The 20,424-nt window shown below is 66.4% G+C and carries 16 protein-coding genes and 1 tRNA gene; 3 read left to right on the top strand and 14 right to left on the bottom strand.

All coding sequences use genetic code 11. The annotated features are described in order from the left end of the window. Position 1: 1 nt before the first annotated feature. The 4 genes from modA to ASE13_RS17000 form a co-directional block, all read right to left on the bottom strand. Complete coding sequence (gene modA / locus ASE13_RS17015) at positions 2 to 763, bottom strand: molybdate ABC transporter substrate-binding protein (protein WP_056618826.1); 762 nt, start codon at positions 761 to 763, stop codon at positions 2 to 4. Between the two features lie 251 nt (positions 764 to 1,014). Next, positions 1,015 to 1,929 carry an OmpA family protein gene (locus tag ASE13_RS17010; protein WP_056618821.1) on the bottom strand — a complete coding sequence of 305 codons (915 nt, stop codon included), beginning with the start codon at positions 1,927 to 1,929 and terminating at the stop codon, positions 1,015 to 1,017. A 191-nt stretch (positions 1,930 to 2,120) separates the two neighbouring features. Continuing rightward, the gene (locus tag ASE13_RS17005; RefSeq protein ID WP_056618818.1) at positions 2,121 to 3,164 is read right to left on the bottom strand and encodes a glycosyltransferase family 2 protein; all 1,044 of its coding nucleotides are present in this window, start codon (positions 3,162 to 3,164) and stop codon (positions 2,121 to 2,123) included. Then, positions 3,161 to 5,671 carry a DegT/DnrJ/EryC1/StrS family aminotransferase gene (locus ASE13_RS17000; protein WP_056618815.1) on the bottom strand — a complete coding sequence of 837 codons (2,511 nt, stop codon included), beginning with the start codon at positions 5,669 to 5,671 and terminating at the stop codon, positions 3,161 to 3,163. Before ASE13_RS17000 ends, ASE13_RS17005 begins: the two co-directional genes overlap by 4 nt. A gap of 127 nt (positions 5,672 to 5,798) precedes the next feature. On the opposite strand from ASE13_RS17000, the gene ASE13_RS16995 reads away from it, so the two are divergent. Then, on the top strand, positions 5,799 to 6,335 hold the full coding sequence (locus ASE13_RS16995; RefSeq protein ID WP_056618812.1) for a hypothetical protein: 537 nt from the start codon (positions 5,799 to 5,801) through the stop codon (positions 6,333 to 6,335). Positions 6,336 to 6,637: 302 nt separating this feature from the next. Here ASE13_RS16995 and ASE13_RS16990 read toward each other — a convergent pair whose 3' ends face one another. Genes ASE13_RS16990 through pnuC form a run of 5 tightly spaced genes read right to left on the bottom strand, consistent with a single transcriptional unit; the run spans position 6,638 to position 10,553 of the window. Next, entirely contained in the window at positions 6,638 to 7,063 is a 426-nt protein-coding gene (locus ASE13_RS16990; protein WP_156404953.1) for a hypothetical protein, read from the bottom strand. Positions 7,064 to 7,121: 58 nt separating this feature from the next. Further along, a complete protein-coding gene (locus tag ASE13_RS16985; protein WP_056618802.1) occupies positions 7,122 to 7,583 on the bottom strand; it encodes a hypothetical protein in 462 nt (153 codons plus the stop codon). A gap of 53 nt (positions 7,584 to 7,636) precedes the next feature. After that, positions 7,637 to 9,430: a translation elongation factor 4 gene (lepA, locus tag ASE13_RS16980; RefSeq protein WP_056618799.1), complete on the bottom strand. Its 1,794-nt coding sequence runs from the start codon at positions 9,428 to 9,430 to the stop codon at positions 7,637 to 7,639. A 53-nt stretch (positions 9,431 to 9,483) separates the two neighbouring features. Continuing rightward, positions 9,484 to 10,002, bottom strand: a complete 519-nt coding sequence (locus ASE13_RS16975) for an AAA family ATPase (protein ID WP_056618796.1) — start codon at positions 10,000 to 10,002, stop codon at positions 9,484 to 9,486. Continuing rightward, positions 9,999 to 10,553 carry a nicotinamide riboside transporter PnuC gene (gene pnuC / locus ASE13_RS16970; RefSeq protein WP_056618794.1) on the bottom strand — a complete coding sequence of 185 codons (555 nt, stop codon included), beginning with the start codon at positions 10,551 to 10,553 and terminating at the stop codon, positions 9,999 to 10,001. The genes ASE13_RS16975 and pnuC overlap by 4 nt, the downstream gene beginning before the upstream one ends. Before the next feature lie 92 nt (positions 10,554 to 10,645). On the opposite strand from pnuC, the gene ASE13_RS16965 reads away from it, so the two are divergent. Beyond that, a complete protein-coding gene (locus tag ASE13_RS16965; protein WP_056618790.1) occupies positions 10,646 to 11,944 on the top strand; it encodes an FAD-dependent oxidoreductase in 1,299 nt (432 codons plus the stop codon). A gap of 90 nt (positions 11,945 to 12,034) precedes the next feature. Then, positions 12,035 to 12,111 (top strand) — tRNA-Pro (locus tag ASE13_RS16960). Positions 12,112 to 12,208: 97 nt separating this feature from the next. Here the strand turns inward: ASE13_RS16960 and ASE13_RS16955 are convergent. The 5 genes from ASE13_RS16955 to ASE13_RS16935 form a co-directional block, all read right to left on the bottom strand. Next, positions 12,209 to 13,012 carry a phytanoyl-CoA dioxygenase family protein gene (locus tag ASE13_RS16955; RefSeq protein WP_056618787.1) on the bottom strand — a complete coding sequence of 268 codons (804 nt, stop codon included), beginning with the start codon at positions 13,010 to 13,012 and terminating at the stop codon, positions 12,209 to 12,211. Between the two features lie 252 nt (positions 13,013 to 13,264). Continuing rightward, complete coding sequence (locus ASE13_RS16950) at positions 13,265 to 15,775, bottom strand: ABC transporter permease (protein WP_056618784.1); 2,511 nt, start codon at positions 15,773 to 15,775, stop codon at positions 13,265 to 13,267. A gap of 10 nt (positions 15,776 to 15,785) precedes the next feature. Next, positions 15,786 to 18,248 (bottom strand): FtsX-like permease family protein, encoded by a 2,463-nt coding sequence (locus tag ASE13_RS16945; RefSeq protein WP_056618781.1) that lies wholly within the window; start codon positions 18,246 to 18,248, stop codon positions 15,786 to 15,788. A gap of 123 nt (positions 18,249 to 18,371) precedes the next feature. Further along, entirely contained in the window at positions 18,372 to 19,052 is a 681-nt protein-coding gene (locus tag ASE13_RS16940; protein ID WP_056618778.1) for an ABC transporter ATP-binding protein, read from the bottom strand. A 20-nt stretch (positions 19,053 to 19,072) separates the two neighbouring features. After that, on the bottom strand, positions 19,073 to 20,377 hold the full coding sequence (locus ASE13_RS16935) for an efflux RND transporter periplasmic adaptor subunit (RefSeq protein ID WP_056619071.1): 1,305 nt from the start codon (positions 20,375 to 20,377) through the stop codon (positions 19,073 to 19,075). Positions 20,378 to 20,424 lie beyond the last annotated feature (47 nt).

The following is a 20,424-nucleotide window of genomic DNA, read 5'->3' as shown; positions in this document are numbered from 1 at the left end:
CTCACGCCGCCGTGAACCCGAAGCGCGCGAAGATCGCCTTGCCCGCGCCCGAGAGCAGGAAGTGGCGGAAACCCTCGGCATCCGCGCTGGTCGAAGCCTTGAGCCGCGCCAGCGGATATCGGATTGGCGGATGGCTATTCGCGGGGAGCATCCGCACCGCGCGCACCTGCCCCGACGCACGCGCGTCGGTGGCGTAGACCACGCCCCAATCGGCCGCGCCGCGCTCGACCAGCGCCAGCGCCGCGCGGACATTCTCGGCGCGCACCACCCTCGGCTCAATGCCGTTCCACAGCCCGAGCCTGGTCAGCGACGCCTGCGCATAGCGCCCGGCAGGCACCGAGCCGGGATCGGCCAGCGCGACGCGCCCGCTCGCCAATACCCGCCCGAGCGGAACCGTCGCAGCCACAGGCCGTACGCTCGCGGGCTGCACCACCACCAGCCGATTGCCGACCAGATTGGCGCGCGTACCCGGCACTATCAGCCCGCGCCGCTGGACATCGTCCATCCACGGTTCGTCGGCCGACACGAACAGGTCCGCAGCCGCGCCAGCCGCGACCTGCCGCGCCAGCGCCGACGAAGCGGCAAACGACAGAACCGGCCGCGCATGACCGAGCCGAGCCCATGCATCCGCCGCCGCGTTCAGCGATTCCTGCAGGCTCGCCGCCGCGAGCACCAACGGCCCGCGTTGTGCGGCGAACGCCCGCGGGGCCAAGGCGGCCGCCGCAGCCACGCCGATCAGAAATTCGCGCCGGTCGATCCGCATGCCCTCGCCTCCTCCCTGCCGCTATGACGCAAGCGCCACCTGCGGGGCAAGGACCCCGGGCCTTCCGAGTGGTTGAACCCGCAAGGGAGATATGGCCGCTACGCGTCCATTTGGCGTGGTTTAGCGAGCTCGACGCCTGGAAGGGAGGTCTGGCCGGGAGCGGACTGCCGCTCCCGGCCCGATGCGGAGTTTCCTTGCAGCGTTCCGCTTACAAACGTGCCGCGGGACGCGAAGCCCGCCCCCCAAGTAGTTCACATATTGTTGTCGGCAACGTCGACGCTCTTGCTGACCAGGATATTCACGGCGACGCGGCGGTTCTGCGCCTTGCCTTCGGCGGTGTCATTGCTCGCCAACGGGTCCGCCGTGGCCATGCCGGTCGGGGTGAGCATACGATACGGCTTCCAGCCGCACTTCTGCTGGAGATAGTTGATCACGCGGTTGGCCCGCTTTTCGCTGAGCTCCTGATTGACGTCGTCGCTGCCGGTCGAATCCGTGTAGCCGACCACCAGGATCAGGGCATTTTCCGTTGCCTCGGCCGTGGTGGCCGTTGTGCAGAGCTGGGCTTTGTCCTGATCGGACAGTTCCGCCTTGCCGGTATCGAAGTGCACGTTGGTGGTGCCCTTGATATTATATTTGTCGATGTCGCCCAGGCGACCGCGCAGCGATTCCGTTGCCGCGGTCTGTTCCTCGAAGCGTTGGTCGGTCGCGTTGCGGATCATCGACGCGGTCTTGAGGTCGTTCTTCCGAAGACTGATCTGACTCGCCACCAGATCACTACCCGATTGCAACGTTTTGACAGTAACCGGCAGCCCGTTGAGCAGCGAATCTGCGCCGAGCTTGCTGGTGCTGCTGAACAGGCCGCCTCCGGCCTTGATCTTGGTAGAATCATTGACGGCGATGACTACGCTGTTGCCGTCGGCGGTCTTGACTTTCATCTTGTCGTCGTTGCGCGCAATGATGACGCCCTTCACCTCGGGCCCTTCGGTCATCGCAGGCGCGGATTCACCATATACGACGATATTGGAACCGGCCGGGCTCTGCTGCTGCTGCTGCTGCGGCTCCTGCTGCTGCGGCGGTTCCTGCTGCGCAAACGCGCTGCTCGACGCAGACGCGGCCAGCAAGGCCACCAGGAAGCGAACTCCTGGTCTCTTGGAAATGACACGCATTGAGCAACTCCTTCAAATTGCCCCCCCATCGGCCTTGCGTGTTCAGGTTAACCTGTCCAGCAGATGAACAGCTCTTGGAAGGCCGTTGATTGGACGGGTGGTTCGAGCGCACCCTGCGACGAAACGATGCAGACCGGGCGGAGCGAATGGCCGGTTCTGTCAGCAGACTCCACTCGCCCCGCCCCGCCCTGTCAGCGCCCCGTCAGCCCCCGCTTCATCGCCCGCATGCCGCCGATCATCTGGCTGGCGACGAGATCGGCCGCCTGGCCGAGCGGCAGCGATTGGCTGCCGAGCGTGTTGTGGATCAACAGCGATCCGGCGCGCACGCTGGCGCGGCACACGCGCCACCAGAGCTGCGAAATCTCGCGGTCGACTGCCGCGAGTTCCTCGCCCGGATTGGCTTCGCCGAACGCTGCGCGCAACAGGCCGATGCCGGCGAACAGCCGGTTGAGCGTCTCGGCATCGGGCACCGGCTCGCGTGCCATGACATGGCGCACCAGCAGCGCTGCGATGTCCGGCGCGTCCTCGCCCAGCAGCGCCTGGTGCCGCTCGCGCAGCAACAATTCGGCGTGCGCGCGCATCGTGCAGTTGAACACGTTCGAAGCGCCCCCGGCATGGCAGCGATAGAGCATCAGCACCTCGTCGACCTGCGCCAGCCGCCCGAACGGCCGCAGCCGCTGGTAAAGGTCGAAATCCTCGACATAGCGCATCCCGGGCCGCTCGAACGGATCGAGCCGGCGCGCGGCATCGGCACGAAACATCACCGAGGACCAGGCGATCGGGTTCTGCACCAGCATCAGCCAGTCGATCAGCACCGGAGTCAGCGGCCGCGGCCAGTTGCCGGGCAGCCGCTTGCCGTCGACCAGAAAATCAGTCGCACAGCTCACCAGCGAGACGTCGCGATGCGCGTCGAGATACGCCGCTTGGCGCGCGAAGCGTTCGGGCAGGCTGATATCGTCCTGGTCGAGCCCCGCGACATAGAGCCCGCGCGCCTCGGCGAACGCCCGGTTGCGCGCCACCACCGGCCCGCCATTGGCCTCCGAACGGATCACGCGCACCCGGGGGTCGCCGAGCCGCTCCAGCACCGCGGCGCTGTCGTCGGTCGAGCAATCGTCGACCGCGACCAGCTCCCAGTCGCCGAACGTTTGCGCCTGAAGGCTGGCCAGCGTCTCGGGCAGCAGCGCCGCGCCGTTGTAAACCGCCATGATGACCGAGACGATGGGCGCCCCGCTCATGCGACCGCCTGCGCCTGGTTGCCGAGCAACTGGTCGACGATCATCTGGCCGATATCGTTCTGCCACAGCCACAGGCCGTTGGCCTTGCCGCTGAAGCTCGCCTCGCCGCCCAGCCGCCCGTCGGGCACATGTCCCGAAGCGAGCCCGATGCCGAACACGCCAGGCACCGGCCACCCTTCGGCGTCAATCACGCGGCACTGCTGATCGACCAGCCGCGGCCGCCCTGGCGCATCGGCGGCGAGCGCGATCCGGCTGCCGTCCTGATCGAACAAGGGCAATGCGCGCGGGCGGTAGCCGAGCGCTCCGATCACCACGTCCGCGCCCTCGATCTCCGCACGCACCGCATCATCATCGAGCGCACCGATCTGCCGGAGTGCCATGCGCGGATCGGGCGCCCGCCCGCCGACGCCGAGCATCCGCAGCACCAGCTCGCGCGCTTCGAGCCGGAAACCCGCCAAGCGATAGACGAATCCGCTCACCGGGCAGATGTCCTGCGCCCCGAAATCGGTGAACCCGTCGGCCCGCGCCTCTTCCGCCGAGCGGTAGAAGGGCCGCAGCGGCCGGCGATGGTAGAGCGCGAGTGCCCCCGCCCCGAGCGGCAGCGCCGGCGCCGCCTTGAGGATCAATGCGGCCGCAGCGAGCGCGCTGGTCGATCCGCCGACGATCGCGATCCGCGGCGCGGGGGTCCCGGCGATCCGCGCCCGCAACGCATCGAGCCCGCCGATGCGGAGGAATTCGTCGCCCGCCATCAGCCGCTCGCCGGCCAGCGCGCCCAAGGCGACTCCAGCGATCTGCTCGGCCTCGACATTCGCGCGTGCCTGATAGCCGCCGGTCGCGATGACCAGTTTCTCGGCACGCATCACCCGCACTTCGCCGGTCACCCGGTTGCGGACCCGCGACGCCCAGATCCCGTCCGCGGTGCGCCGCGCCTCGATCACTTCGCTGCGCGTCACCACGGTGCCACCCTGCCCCGCGACGATCATGCCCAACTGCGCACCGGTCGCCTCGAGGAACGGCGTCGTCCGCGCCAGCGGCACGCCCAGTTTGCCGGCATGCATCGCGACTTCCTGCCCCGACGGATGCGCCTCGAGCGCGGCGATGCCGTCGTGCGCGTTGTCCTTCACGGCAGTGAGGAACGTCTCGGCAGTGCTGTCCGAAGTGATCGCATAAGTGCCGATCTCGCCGCGCCCGAGCACCGCGTCGCGCTCGACCACCGCCAGCCCCGCATTGGCCAGCCGCACCAGCGCATCGCTCTTGCTCGCCGCAGTCAGCAACGCCGTGCCCGCGGGCCCGCCGCCGACGAGCAGCGCCGCATGGACGTGCGCGCCGCGCCGCTCGGCACCCGGCAGGCTCTTGAGCCCCGATGCCGCGCACGCGTCGATCAGCGCGGAGCAGACCCGCTCGACGTCGGCCTCGGTCATCCCGTCGGTCACCGGCAGCGACAGCACCCGCGCGCCGACATCGTCGCACACCGGCAGCGGCTCGCTCACGCCGTGCGCGCGGAACCAGGGCTGCTCGCCCAGATGCGGACTGAAATAATGCGCAGCGCCGATCCCCTGCTCAGCCAGCGTCTCGATGATCGCACGGCGATGCCCGGCAAAGGCGCGCGGCAGCAGCAGCGACTGGAATTGCAATGCCGGCCGCGATCCGCGCAGTTCCTGGAATTCGAAGCCCTTCTCGGCGGCGAATCCGCCCAGAGCTGCGCGATAGACCGCGTCGAGCTTCATCCGGTGCGCCGCCACGGCCTCGATCTCGTCGAGCTTCGCCCGCGCCACCAGCCCCAGCACTTCAGGCAATTTCGCGTTGAACCCCGGCCCCTCGGCCGAACGCCCGCCGGCAAAGCCGAAATTGCTCATCCGCCGCAGCGCTTCGGTCAGCGCGGCATCGCCCGAATGGATCAGCCCGCCCTCGGCCGTCGCGAACACCTTGGTCGCGTGCATCGAATAGACCACGGCAAAGGGGGCGCCCGCCCCGAACTGGCGCCCATCGGCATCCAGCGCGCCCAGCGAGGCCGCGGCATCGATCACCACGCCCACGCCGCGCTCGGCATAGCCCCGGTAGCGCGCCAGATCGATCCCCGCGCCGAAGGTCGCATAGGGCACCACCGCCGCGATCCGGTCGCCATATTTCTCAAACGCCCGCGCCTCCGCCTCGGCGCTCGCCGCCCAGTCCTCCGGGTCCACGTCGCACAGCAAGGGCGTCAGTCCCGCCCATTCGGCCGCATGCGCCGTCGCGGCAAAGGTGAATCCGGGGATCAGCGCGAAATTACCCTTGCCCGCGCGCGGCCCCGCGGCATGGCGGATCGCCAGCATCAGCCCGAGCGTCGCATTGCCCACCGCCAGGCAATCGCCCGCCCCGCCGAACAATGAAGCCGTCGCAGCAGCCTCGAACCCGCGCACCACCGGTCCGCCGTTCGAATAGATTCCGCGCGCCTCGATCTCCGCGAGCGCATCGGCCATCCCGCTCAGCTTCGGCGGTCGCGGCGCGATCAGCGGCAGCCGATCCATAGTCTTCCCCCAGCTCCATTCCTGCCGGTCGCGCCGGCATGATCGGAAGAGATTAGCCGCGCCGAACCTTCTATTTCGTAAAGCCTTCCGCATGGACGCCGCCGCCCGCGCGGGCTAGCCCGGAGCGATGATCCTCGGTCCCCCGGAACAGATCGATTCGGCCACCCGCGCCTTCTGCGAGACGATCTCGCGCGAGGTCCCGCTCTACGTCCGCGTCGAGCCCGCCCCCGACGCCAAGCCCGCTTACTGCTTCGACAATTCGGTCGCGCAGGCGCTGCGGCACGGCGGCGAGGCGGTCTATGGCTGGGCGATCTGGCGCTGGCCCGGCCGCTGGTTCGAGGCCGAGCACCACGCCGTCTGGCGCCGCCCCGACGGCGACCTGCTCGACGTCACGCCGCAGGCCGGCGATCCGCCGCGCGTATTGTTCCTGCCCGATCCCTCCGCGCCCTATGATCCCGCCACCTTCCGCCCCAACATCATGGCCCCCGACGGCCATGAAGCGCTGGTCCGCGAATATATCGCGCTGGTGGCGAAGCGCGGCGAGATCACGCGCCCCTATTGGGAGCCGGGGATGGACGTGCTGCCGCTCTTCTCCCCCGAGGATCAGCAGCGAATCGCGCCGATCGACGCACGCATGGCGGAGTTGCGCGCGGCGATGGGGTGAGCCGTGCCCCAGCCAGGGGTTCGCTCTCGATTGGACAGCAAAACACCATCGTTCCAGCCGGTTAACCTCGATTGTTCGGAACGCAGTTTCCGCACCGGGATTCTGCCCCCTGCCGGGATGAAGAACCCGGGGGAGGGTCGTGACATGAGTTCCGTACGTCGAATGGCGCGGCTGCTTGCGCAGTACGCATCCACCGAGCCACGCTCGCGCCTGCCGGAGCATCCCCGCGCGGCCGATCGTCCCGCACCGCTCCCGGCGCCGTCGGGCCAGAGGCGCTGAATGCCGGCATTCAAACTCTGGAGTTAGTGCGTTTGAACCCGCGCAAGGGATGCCGGTTCATGAAACGGCGCGGCCCTGCATGTCGCGGTCGCATTTCTGACGACCGGTCCCAAACCGACATCGAAGGCCTGATAGTCGGTCAGCCTCGCCGATCGACGATCGAACGTGATCCGGCGCTTCTGATTGCCGCGATCCAGATCGGCGAGTTTGACCAGCGTCGGGGTGCTGTCGCTGATGGCATAGGTCTGGTCCGGCCCGCATTTGTCGTAGCAGTAAGCCTTCGCAGCCAGATCGGCACTCAAGGTGATGGCGTAGGGAACGGTCTGCGGGGCCTGTGATCCGATCTGCACGGTCTCGGTCCCGCTGCAGCTCTCACCGATTTTGTCCGCTGCGTAGGCCGGCGGCGATCCGACCAATGCCAGAGCAGACGCAAAAATAGCGAGCTTCATAAGGCCTCCGTTGCGGACACGGCTGATGGGCGAGACTACACCCCGGCCACCACGGCCGCTAGGGTGTACTCGGGCTGACGTAGCGGATGCGCGAGGCCCGCTCGTCGTTTCCAGAGCGCCATCCTCCCCCCTCGGGATAGAGGAAAAGAGTCTCCACATCGGCGCGCCAGTTCCTGCCGCCCCTCCGTATAGAGTTGGGTACATAGCTGGATTCGAACCGGCACAGCGCCGCCGACACAGCGCCGAAGCGTTTCAGCATGTTCGGATCCGTATCTTTCGCCGGGGCGCAACGCTCGCCCCGAACCTCCAGATGATCGATCGCGATCATGGGACAGCCGTCATCGGGGCCCGGGCCCGCGCAATCGTCGCGGATACGGTCGAGATTGATCGCTATTTCGATATCCTCTCGCGTCGGCATGCGTTCGCCCGGCTGAGCGACGGCGGACGCGGGCCAGACGAGGACGAGCAAGGCGAGCCCGATCGAGAGCCTGGTCTTGCAAGGGATCGATGCCGCGGCCATCGCCCTGCTCTATCACTGGAGCGCCGCCGCGGCAAAGCGGCGCCGCGCGCGCCTCACTCCTCGCCCATCCTGAGCGCCGCGATGAAGGCCTCTTGCGGGATGCTCACGCTGCCATATTCGCGCATCTTCGCCTTGCCCTTCTTCTGCTTCTCCAGCAGTTTTCGTTTACGCGTGGCATCGCCGCCATAGCATTTTGCGGTGACGTCCTTGCGCATCGCGCTGATCGTCTCGCGGGCGATCACCTTGCCGCCGATCGCCGCCTGGATCGGGATCTTGAAGAGGTGGCGCGGGATCAGCTCCTTCAGCCGCTCGACCATGCCGCGCCCGCGCACTTCGGCGGTCGCGCGGTGGACGATCATGCTCAGCGCATCCACCGGCTCCTCATTGACCAGGATGCCCATCTTCACCAGATCGCCGGGGCGGTGGCCGATCTGTTCGTAATCGAAGCTGGCATAGCCCTTTGAGAGCGACTTCAGCCGGTCGTAAAAGTCGAACACCACTTCGTTGAGCGGCAGCTCATAGGTTACCTGCGCTCGACCGCCGACATAGGTCAGGTTCTTCTGGATGCCGCGCCGTTCCTGGCACAGCTTCAGGATCGAGCCGAGATATTCGTCGGGCACATAGATCACTGCCTGGATCCACGGCTCCTCGATCTCCTCGATCTTGGTGGGATCGGGCATGTCGGCCGGATTGTGCAGCTCGATCTCGCCATTGTTGTGCGTGAGCTTGATCTTGTAGACCACCGAAGGCGCGGTGGTGATCAGGTCGAGATCATATTCGCGGGTCAGCCGCTCCTGGATGATCTCGAGGTGGAGCAGCCCGAGGAACCCGCAGCGGAAGCCGAAGCCCAAGGCCGCGCTGGTCTCCATCTCGAAGCTGAAGCTCGCATCGTTGAGGCGCAGCTTGGAGATGCTCTCGCGGAGTTTCTCGAAGTCCGCGGCGTCGACCGGGAAGAGGCCGCAGAACACCACCGGCTGGACTTCCTTGAAGCCCGGCAGCGCCTCCGCGGTCGGGCGCTTCGCGTCGGTCAGCGTGTCGCCGACGCGCGCCTGCGCGACTTCCTTGATCTGCGCGGTGATGAAGCCGATCTCGCCGGGGCCGAGGTCGGGAAGCTGCTCGATCTTGGGGCGGAAGGCGCCGACGCGGTCGATGAGATGCGTCGTGCCCGCGGCCATGAACTTGATCTGCTGGCCCTTCCGAATCGTGCCGTCGATCACCCGGACGAGGATGACGACGCCCAGATACGGATCGTACCAGCTGTCGACGAGCATCGCCTTGAGCGGCGCGTCGGCATCGCCCTTGGGCGCCGGGATGCGCTCGATGATCGCGTCGAGGATCTCCTCGATGCCGATGCCCGATTTGGCACTGGCGAGCACCGCGTTCGAGGCGTCGATGCCGATGATCTCCTCGATCTCGTGGCGGACCTTCTCGGGCTCGGCGCTGGGGAGGTCGATCTTGTTGATCACCGGGATGATCTCGTGATCGTGCTCGATCGACTGATAGACGTTGGCGAGCGTCTGCGCCTCTACGCCCTGCGCCGCGTCGACGACGAGCAGCGCGCCCTCGCACGCGGCGAGGCTGCGGCTGACTTCATAGGCGAAATCGACATGGCCCGGCGTGTCCATCAGGTTGAGCGTATGGCCCTTCCAGTCGAGGCGCACCGTCTGCGCCTTGATGGTGATCCCGCGCTCCTTCTCGATATCCATATTATCGAGGACTTGCGAGGACATCTCGCGCTCGGAGAGCCCACCGGTGCGCTGGATCAGCCGGTCGGCCAAGGTCGATTTGCCGTGGTCGATATGCGCAATGATCGAGAAATTGCGGATCTTTGAAAGTTCGGTCGCCATAATCGCGCGGCGTTAGCAGGGGCGGCGCACGATGCGAAGGGGCTGCGCGCCGTCTAGGGCCGATAGGCCGCGATTGCCGCCAGCGCCGCCTCGAACCGCGCCTCACCCTGCCCGCTGACCAGCACCCAGCGCACGCCGCGGCGCTCGAGCTCGGCCTTGGACAGTTCGAAGAAACGGCGGCGGAGCGGCTCGGTACCGAACATCCGCGTACCATCCTTGATCCATGGCAAGTCGATGTCGAACAGCAAATACAGGTCCGCGGTGTTGTCCCACGCGTCGAACCAGGGATCGCGTTTGGCGAACAGCATGTCCGCCCACACCGCGGTCATCAGCGGATCGGTGTCGAGGATCAGCGGATCGGCGCCCTCCGCCAGCAGCATGCGGGCGCCGGCGTCGTGGTTCTGGGCAATCTCGATCAGGTCGCGCATCGTGAACATGATGCCGTGCGCCTCGGCATAATCGCGACCATATTCGTCGAGCATCTCGCCGCCGAAATGCTCGGCCAATCGCCTGGCGATCGTCGTCTTGCCCACGCTTTCGGGGCCGTGGAGGCAGATGGTGCGCGGGATCATGCTTTGGCTTTGGTCCAATGGATCAGGCCCCAGACGGACAGGGCGAGGAAGACGACATAGAGCCCGGCGGTGAGCCAGAGCCCCTTTAGGGCGAACAAGGGCACCGCGGCCAGATCGACGAGGATCCACAGCACCCAGCTTTCCCATTTGCGGCGCGACTGGAGGATCTGCGCGGCGATGCTGAACATCGCGATGCTGCCGTCCCACCAGGGGAAGGCGGCATCTGTGTAGCGATGCATCACTGCCCCCCATACCGCCGATGCGGCGACACAGCCCGCAAGCCAGCCGAGCCGCGCGGCATATCCGAGCTGCTCGACGCGCACTTCGCCGGTTCGGGCACGCGAACGGGTCCAGTTCCACCAGCCATAGAGGTTCACGGCGATGTAGAAGAGCTGGAGCAGCGCGTCGCTGTAGAGCTTCTGATGGAAGAATATCCACGCGTAGAGCGAAACCATCGCCAGCGCGAACGGGTAGTTCCACATGCTCCGCCGGACCACCAGCGTCACGTTGATCAGCCCGAACAGGGTGGCGGCGGCTTCGATCGGGCTCACGAACGTTTCGTAGCAGCAACTTCGCGCGGGGGTCGAGTGGGTTGCCCTGCTGAATTGTCGCGCTAGGCTGTCCCAAAATGCGAGAGGACAATATGCGCCACATCGCGGTGATCGGCTCCGGGCCGGCCGGCTATTATACTGCGGAAGCTTGCCAGAAGGCATTCGGCGAGAATGTGCGGGTCGACATCATCGATCGCCTGCCCGTGCCCTTCGGGCTGATCCGCACCGGCGTCGCCCCCGATCACCAGTCAATCAAGGGCGTGTCGCGGCGGTACGAGGCCGTCGCGCTCACCGACAATGTCCGCTTCGTCGGCAACGTCACCATCGGCCAGGACGTGTCGATCGACGAGTTGCGCGGCCTCTACGACGCCGTGGTGCTCGCCACCGGCGCGCCGCACGACCGCAAGCTCGACATCCCCGGCGCCGCGCTGCCCGGCGTAGTAGGCTCGGCGGCGTTCGTCGGCTGGTATAATGGCCATCCCGATTATGCCGATCTCGCACCGCCGCTCCATGCCCCGGCGGTGGTGATCGGTAACGGCAATGTCGCGCTCGATGTCGCGCGGATCCTCGCCAAGACCAGGGAGGAGTTCGCCGGCTCGGATATCGTCGGCCACGCGCTCACTGCGCTGCAGGGCGCCCACATCGACACCATCACGCTCCTCGGCCGCCGCGGCCCGCATCAGATCGCCATGACGCCGAAGGAACTCGGCGAACTCGGCGAGCTCGAGCGCGCACGCCCGATCGTCGATCCGGCGGACCTGCCCCCTCTCGACACCGATTCGCTGCTCGATCCCGGGCAGCGCAAATCGGTCACGCACCTGCGCAACTTCGCCCTCGCCAATGGCGCGGACAAGCCCGTCCACATCGTCTTCGATTTCTTCGCGATGCCCGTAGCCGTCGAGGGTGAAGGCAAGGTCGAACGCGTGGTGGTCGAACGCACTGCGCTCGACGGCGAGGGCCACGCGAACGGTACCGGCGAGCGCTACGAAATACCCGCGAGCCTGGTGGTGAGCTGCATCGGCTATCGCACCCCGCCGATCGAAGGCGTGCCCTATGACGATCGCTCGGGCCGTTTCGCCAATGAGGAGGGGCGCGTGCTGCCCGGACTCTATGCGGTCGGCTGGGCGCGCCGCGGGCCGACCGGGACGATCGGCACCAACCGTCCCGACGGCTTCGCCATCGCCGACAAGATCGCCGCAGATATCGGCGAGGGTTCGGGAAAGCAGGGGCGCGCCGGCCTCGACGCATTGCTCGCCGGGCGCGGCGTCGAAGTCGTGACCTTCCGCGACTGGCAGAAGATCGAGGCCGCCGAGAAGGCGGCGGCGCGCGAAGGTTCCCCGCGCGAGAAATTCACCAGCATCGATGCATTGCTCGCCGCCAGAAATCCGTGACCGCCAACGCTTGCGCGACTCAATCGGCATGGTTATAGGCGCCGCTCCAGCATCGGTTCGCCCTTCGAAGGCGCTGAATCGATACTCCGTCGGGGAGTAGCTCAGCCTGGTAGAGCACTGTCTTCGGGAGGCAGGGGCCGGAGGTTCGAATCCTCTCTTCCCGACCATTTTATTCCAAACGGAAACAGCGGCTTGGGGCGACATCCCCTCCTCCGTTGCCAAAGCGAAGTCCGGTGCATTCCCGGTGAACGACCCTCGTTCCGACTACCCCTCAGAAGTCGCGATTGCGTTCAGGATCGCCTGCTCGACAGGCGAATAGTCGCCGTCCGCGCGGTCGAGGCAGATGGGCTCGCGCGGAAGCAATGGAGGCTGCGCCATGAAGCGCGGCTCGGTTCCCCGGTGCTGCTGCGCCGAATGAACGAGGAAAGGATGGCACAGATAGACCGTCCCGGCCTCGCCGGTGGCCAGCACCTCTCGCCGGCCCTGCGAGCGCGCGAAGCCGTCCGATGCCAGTTCACGCAGCGTCAATCCGGCTTCGCCTGCCAGGGCTAGCTGCCGGGCGATATCGACATGCGAGCCCACGCGGATGCGTGTCGGCGCATCGTCGACGCCGACGTCCGAAAACAGGAACAGCATGAGAAGCGCGCGCCCGCGGCTATGCATATTCGCGCGCCATTCCATGAAATCCGGAGTGTCGGTGCCGAAACTGACGTCGATATGCCAGCCCGCGTCGCCCGGATCCTCGCTGGACGGAAAGCGTACCGGGAAGGTGCCGAGAACCTGGCATGGCAGCCACCGGCCCGGCCCGACAAGCTGATCGAACACAGCGTGGAGCAGCATCGTGTTCGCGGCCTCCCGAAACAGCGGTTGGCCATAGTGGCCAAGCCGAACGACGGGCCGGGTCCAGGTCGACCGGTCGTGCGGATCGCAGCCGGTGTCGCGCCAGAGGATGGCGCGCGCTTCCTCGGCGACCTCTCTCGGGAATGCTCCGTCGATACGGATGAAGCCATGGTTGATGAAGGATGTGATGGCGGCGGCGCTCAGCGCAGGCGCGGGCTCGAGATCCATGAAGTTTCTCCAATCGATTGTGCAGGCATTCGCAGCGGCGCCGCGAAGTGCCGCCGATCGAGATTGTTCGTCACCCGCTCAGAGGAGCGGGAACGCTGCCGCGCGATTGAAGGTCGTGAACATCATGGTTTGATCAGGATAAGAACGGCGAAGGGCAATGCAAGAACCCTTCGGCGCATTCCTTCCCCCGCATGTGAAGCGGGCGAGGAGTTGCCTCCTCGCCCGCCCGGACCATGCCCTGAACTGACGCGCCTACTCGTAGCGCAAGGCATGGACCGGATTGGTGCGCGCGACGCGGAAGGCGTGCGCGCCGATCGTGCCGATGGCGATCAGCAACGCCAGCAGTCCCGCGAGGACGAACGGGGTTGGCGTCAGGCTGACGCGGATGTCGAACTGGTTGAGCCAGTCGCGCATCACCCACCAGGCCACCGGCCAGGCGATCAGGTTCGCGATCAGCACCGGTCGGCTGAACTGCCAAACCAGCAGCCGGACGATATCCCGCGTGCGTGCACCGAGCACCTTCCGGATACCGATCTCCTTGGTGCGACGTTCGGCGGTGAACGAGGCGAGCCCGAACAGTCCCAGGCAGCCGATCACCGCAGCCAGGATCGCGAACATCCCGAACAGCTGTGCGCGCTTTTCGTCCCCCGTGTACAGATTGTGGACCACTTCGGTCACCGAGCGCGCCTCGAAGGGCAGTTCGGGCACCAGCCGCTTCCAGATCGCCTCGATCTTGTCCCGAACCGGTTTGGCATCGCCGGCATGGCGGACGAGCAAGGTGAAATAGCCGCGGGTCTGGTAGAAATAGACGATCGGCTGGAGCGGCTGGCGGACGCTGCGATAGCGCACGTCGCTCGTCACGCCGACCACGGTCGCGGGCACCCAATTGCCCGCCTCGGGCACGGTGAAGCCGATCTGGACCTGCTTGCCGATCGCGGCCTGCGGCGTGTTGAAGCCTAGCCTTTTGGCCGCCATTTCGGACAGGATGACGTTGGTGCCGCGCGCGACCAGCGCCTTCTCCGCGGCAATATCTGTCGGCGATGGCGTGGTCGCATCGTCCATCGCGATCGCTTCGGAGAAATTGCGGCCGGCGAGCAGCTTCATCCCGAGCGCGTCCTTGACGCCGGGATCGATGCCATAGACGCCGAGCTGGACATAGTCGGTATGGCCGGGAAGCCGCGCCGAGGTCATGGAATTGTTCCCGGGGGCGACTCCGATGGTGGTCCGCCCCACTTCGGTCACGCCGGGAATCTGGCGGACCTCTTCGCGTAGCGCCCGCACCACCGCCTCGACCTGGGGCTCGCTGATCCCGGCGACCTGGATCAGCCCTTCGCGCTTGTAGCCGGCGTCCATCGTCCGCGCGTAGATCGTCTGCGAATAGACGATCGCGGTGCAGATGATCAGTCCGATCGACACCGCGAACTGCCCGACCACCAGCAGGTTGCGCAGCCGGCCGTTGCCCTCGGCATCGGCGGCCGATTTGTTGGCCTTGAGCACGCGCGCCGGCTGGAAGCGCGAGAGATAGAGCGCCGGATAGACGCCCCCGGCGAGACCGACGAGGATCGCCAGCAGGATCACCGGCAGCAAGATACCCTGCGATCCGAGATAATGGATCTGCATCTGGGCATCGAGGAAGTTGTTGAGCAACGGCAGCGCCAGCTCGGCGAGCGCCAGTGCGACCAAAGTCGCGATTCCCGCGACGAGAATCGATTCGCCGATGAACTGGACGATCAGCTGGCCGCGTGTGGCGCCGAGCACCTTGCGCAACGCCACTTCCCGCGCGCGCTGCGAGGCCCGCGCCGTGGCGAGATTGGTGAAGTTGATGCACGCCATGCCGAGGATCATCAGCGCCACCACCGCGAAGGTGAGGATCGTCTGCTTGTCACTCCCCGGCGCCAGCCCGGCATTCTGCGCCTCACCCAGATGGACGTCACGCACGTTGGTGAGGCGCCAATCCTGGTGATCGCCCGGATTGGTCACCGGGCCGCCATCGGCGGGATCGTTCGGGATGTTGCGCTTCTCCCAGGCCGGAAACTGCGCCATCAGCTGCTTCGCGTCGGTGCCCGGACGCAGCTTCACATAGACATAGCCGCCCTGCGAGTTCCATGAGGTCAGGAAGTTCGGGATCTTCGCGAAATAGGTCTGCGGATCGAAGCGTGCGACCGCGCCGATGCGCAGATGCGTGTTCTTGGGCAAGTCCTTGAACACCCCGGTGACGCGATAATCCTCCTTGAGGTCCGAGCTCAGCACGGTGATCGTCTTGCCGATCGGGTCTTCGGTGCCGAAATATTTCTTCGCCTCGGTCTCGCTCAGCACCAGCGCGCGCGGATCGTCGAGCGCGTGCGCCGCATCCCCGCGCACGAAAGGCAGCTGGAGGATGTCGAAGATGTTGCCGTCGGCGAAATAGGCGCCCTCGGGCTGATAGGCCTGGCCCTTCAGGACGAACGTGAAGCCCTGATTGGTGATGTAGACGCGCTTCTCGACCTGCGGGAAATCCTTCTGCAGCGCGGTACCCGACGCGTAGCTCGTCACCTGCAGCTTGTATTCCTCGCCGCCCTGCTCGGTCGGCTTGTAGAAATCCTGGAGCTGATAGGCATCCTTCGCGCCCGGCAGCCAGCTGTCATAGCTGAACTCGTAGCGCACGAAGGTGAGGATCAGCAGGCACGCGGCGATGCCGAGCGACAGGCCGAAGATGTTGATGAAGGCATAGACCTTGTTCTTGGCCAACGCCCTCAGGCCGACGGTCACGTAATTGCGCCACATGGTCTGGTTCCTACTCGTAGCGAAGCGCGTGGATGGGATTGGTGCGGGCGACCCGCAGCGATTGTCCGGCGACCGTGACGATCGCGATCAGCAATGCGAGCAGCCCGGCCAATGCGAAGGGCGTAGGCGTCAGCGGGATGCGGATGTCAAACGTGTTGAGCCATTCGCGCATCGCCCACCATGCGCCCGGCCACGCGATCAGGTTGGCGAGCACTACCGGCTTGGAGAACTGCCAGGCGAGCAGCCGCACGATGTCGCGTACCTTGGCGCCGAGCACTTTCCGAATGCCGATCTCCTTGGTGCGCCGCTCGGTGGCGAACGAGGCTAGGCTGTACAGGCCGAGACAGGCGATCAGCACCGCCAGCACCGAGAAGCCGGCGAACAGCGCGCCGCGAGCCCGGTCGGCGGCATATAGCTCGCGAACGATATCGTCGACGAAGCGTGCCTCGAACGGGATTTCGGGCTCGAACTTGCGCCAGACCTTGTTCAGCGCCGCCATCACCTCGCCTGGCCGGGCGGCGGCGAAGCGGACCAGGACCTGGTTGGTGTGCTCCGGATCGTAGGCGTAGACCGCAGGCTCGATCGCGTCGCGGGCAGTGCGGAAGCGCGTGTCCTCGGCGACACCGACCACCGTGGAGGGCACCATCACGAGCCCGCCGGTGGATATCCGCACCGTCTGCCCGATCGCCGCTCGAGGACTGCGGAAACCGAATTTGGCCGCGGCGGCGCGATTGATCACCACGTTGAGGCCCCGCGCCGCGAGCGCCTGTTCGTTGCCGTTGAGAATGCGATCCGAGGCGAAGCGATCGCCAAGCTGGCGCCCGGCGACGAAGCGAATGTCCATCGTCTCGAGGAAGTCGGCATCGATGCTATAGAGCCCCATCGACAGATAGTCGGCGGCGCCGGGTGCCTGCACGAGACGGATCGACTTTTGGGACGAGGCGAGCCCCGTTCCGGTGCGCCCTGCCCGCGTGACGCCGGGTATCGCCAGCATCGCGGCGCGCGCGGCTTCATACTCGCTGCCCTGCGTGAAGCGCCACGCATTGGTGATCTGGATAAGCCCGTCGCGGCGATAACCGGGGTCGACCGTTTCGACATAGCGGGTCTGCGAATAGATCACCCAGGTGGAGGCGATCAGCCCGATCGCGATAGCGAACTGGATCATCACCAGCGCCGTGCGGAACCGGCCATTGCCCGGCGTCTCCACCGAGGACTTGTTGGCGCGAAGCACCTCGGCCGGATGGAAGCGGCTGAGATAGAAGGCCGGGTAGAGCCCGCCGAGCAGGCCGGTCGCCAGGAACAGCCCCAGCGCGGGCAGCAGCATGCCCGATGGGCCCAGATAGGCGATGTGGAGATCCGCGCCGATCCAGCTGCCGATCCACGGCGTCGCCAGCTCGGCGATCGCCAGCGCGAGCAGCATCGCCACTGCCGCCATCACCACGCTCTCGCCGAGGAACTGCACGATCAACTGGCCGCGCGAGGCGCCCAGGACCTTGCGCAGCGATACTTCGCGGGCGCGCTGGGTGGCGCGCGCAGTGGACAGATTGACGAAGTTCATCACCGCCATGACGAGCGTCAGCAGCGCGACGACCGCGAAGGTGCGCAGCGTGCGGGGATCGCCGCCGGGCGTCAGCGCGCCATCCTGCGTTGTGCCGAGATGGACATCGGCAAGGGGCACCAGCCGGAGATCGATGAGGTCGGACATCGTCGCCGGCTTGCCGTCGATCACCTCGTCGGGGATCGTGCGCTTTTCCCAGGCGGGAAGTCCGGCATTGAGTGCCGCCGCGTCACCTGCGCGGCGCAGCTTGACGTAATGATGCTGGTTGAAATTCCCCCAGCCGCGCAGCTCGACCGGAATCTGGTTGATATCGCGGCGGAAGAGGAGGCTCAGGCGCAGGCTGGTATTCCGCGGCAGATCGCGCAGAACACCGGTGACGCGATAGTCCCGCTTGCCCGCTCCGGCGCCGAGGCTCAGCAGCTTGCCCAGGGCGTCGGCGGTGCCGAAGTGCCGGATCGCCTCGCTCTCGGTGAGCACGATCGAATTGGTGTCGGGGAGCGCGGTCGCCGCCGATCCTTGCGCGAAGGGGAGATCGAAGACCTTGAAGAAGGTCGGGTCGACCGTGGTCGAATCGAGGAACTGCGGCTGGCCGTCATGCTCGGTGACGGTCTTGCCGGGCGTGAGCGACGTCACCGCCTCGACCTGCGGGAAACCGCCGGGCAGCTTCTCGTAGAGGACGAACGGGCTCATCTGGGCATTCGCGGCAGGCTGGCCGGGAAGGTTGAGCTTGCTCTGCACCTGATAGAGCCTGCCGCTGTCGGGCAGCCAGGTGTCGTAGCTGCTCTCGTAGCGGACATAATTGAGGATCAGCAGGCAGCCGGCGAGCCCGAGCGCGAGACCGCCGATGTTGATCGCGGCATAGACGCGGTTCCGCGCCAGCAGCCGGAGCGCGATCATCAGGTAGTTACGCCACATTCCGAGCTCCCCTTGTTGCGCCGTTCCCTCGGGGGTGGGGAGAAGACGCGATCCGCGAGGGTACGTCAGATCACCGCCCTCTCCCCCGCCCTCTCTCCGCCAAGCGGAGAGAGGGAGACTTCTTCACGCCGCGCGCCGCCGCTCCTGCAGGATGCGGCCGTCGAGCATCGAGACGATGCGGCCGGCGTAATCGGCATGCGCGGGCGAGTGCGTAACCATCACGATGGTCGAGCCTTCGCCGTTCAAGGTCTGGAGCATCCGCATCACTTCCTCGCCGTGGTGCGTGTCGAGATTGCCGGTCGGCTCGTCGGCAAGGATCAGCTTGGGGCTGGCGACGAGCGCGCGGGCGACGGCGACGCGCTGTTGCTGCCCGCCCGAGAGCTGGCTCGGCCGGTGCCGCGCGCGGTGCGCAATGCCGACCTTGTCCATCACTTCGTCGACCCGGCGCTTGCGCTCGGAGGCGGATACATTGTGGTAGAGCAAGGCGAGCTCGACATTGTCGCGGACCGACAGCTCGTCGACGAGATTGAAGCTCTGGAAGATGAAACCGATGCTCTCCTTGCGCACATCGGCGAGCTTGCTCTCGGAGAGGCCGGCGACTTCCTTGCCGTTGAACACGTACGAGCCGCTCGACGGGCTATCGAGCATCCCGATCATGTTGAGCAGAGTCGATTTGCCGCACCCCGAAGGCCCCATGATCGCGACGAACTCGCCCTCGGCGATGTCGAGATCAATCGCGTCGAGCGCGGTCGTCTGGACCGTATCGGTCCGGTAGACCTTGGAGAGTTCGCGCATCGTCAGCATGAAAATCCCTTTCGTTGGAATTATTTGGTCAGGTCCAGGCGCGTCTTGTCGGTGTAGCCGGTGTAAGGCGAGGTCAGCACCTTCTCGCCGGCTTCGAGGCCCTCGAGCACTTCGATGAATTCGGCGTTGCGGCGACCGAGGCGGACCTGGCGCTTCACTGCGCTGCCGCCGTCGGGCGTGACGACGAAGATCCAGTTGCCGCCGGTCTCGTTGTAGAAGGCGCCGTTGGGGACGAGCAGAGCCGGCGTCGGATCGCCGAGCGTCAGCCGTGCCTGCATCGTCTGGCCGCGCTGGATATTGGCCGGCTCGGCCCCGACGAACTGCAGATCGACCTGGAACTGGCCGTTCTGCACCTGCGGGTAGATCTTGGTGACCTTCGCGTCATAGCGCTTGCCGCCGAAGTCCAGGCTCGCCTTCTGCTGGAGCTGGACGCGACCGAGATAGAATTCGTCGACGCCGGCGATCAGCTTGTTGCGGCCCGGGCTGTCGATCTGCCCGACGCGCTCGCCGCGCTGGAGCGACTGGCCGACCTGCACCGAGAAGCCCGAGAGCTGTCCGGCGACCGGCGCGCGAAGCTGGAGCGCGTCGAGGTTCGCGCGGGCGATCGACAGACCGGACTGCATCGATTGCGCCGCCGCCTGCTGCTGCGAGAGCTGGCTGGTCTGCAGCCGGGCGTCGGTGGCCTGGCTGCGCTTCAGCGCGGCAAGGGTGCGCTGGCTTAGCTCGTAATCGGCCTGGGTATCGGCGAACTGCTTGGCGGAGACGAAGCCCTTTTGGGCAAGCGGCCTCTCGCGCTCATATTGGCGGCGCGCCTTGTCATTGACCGTCTCGGCCGCGAGCACGGCACGTTCGTTCGAGAGCCGCGTCTGGGCGAGCGCCAGTTCCTGGCTGCGCATATTGTTGATCTGCTGCTCGACTTCGGTCTGGCGCGCGAGAGTCGAGAGCTGGAGCTCGGCATTGGAGAGCAAGGCGATCGGCTGGCCCTGCGCGACCGTCGCGCCGTCCTCGACCAGCATCTTCTCGACGCGCCCGCCCTCGACGGCATCGATATAGACGGTGAGCAGAGGCGTGACGCGCGCACGCAACGGGATGAAATCGTCGAACGTGCCCTTCGTCACCGTCGAGATGGTGACATGATCAGCGCCGACCGTCTGGCTGGAGCCCGACGGCGCAAACCACCAGAACAGCAACGCCGCCACCAGCACCACGCCCCCAACGATCGCGGCCTTGACCCGGTTCGAGAGCTTCCGCGTCTCGACGACCTGGTCCATCCCGTCCCCTGCGATCGGGCGGTCTCCACTTTTCTGCATCCGAACGACACCCATGGTCATGACTTAGCAACCCCCGTGCCAAGCCGGGTGCGGAGGCAGGT

Origin of the sequence: Sphingomonas sp. Root241, assembly GCF_001428865.1 — a bacterium.
Lineage (GTDB): Bacteria > Pseudomonadota > Alphaproteobacteria > Sphingomonadales > Sphingomonadaceae > Sphingomonas.
Note: the sequence above shows the minus strand (reverse complement) of the source record. Positions and strands in the feature narration are given on the sequence as shown.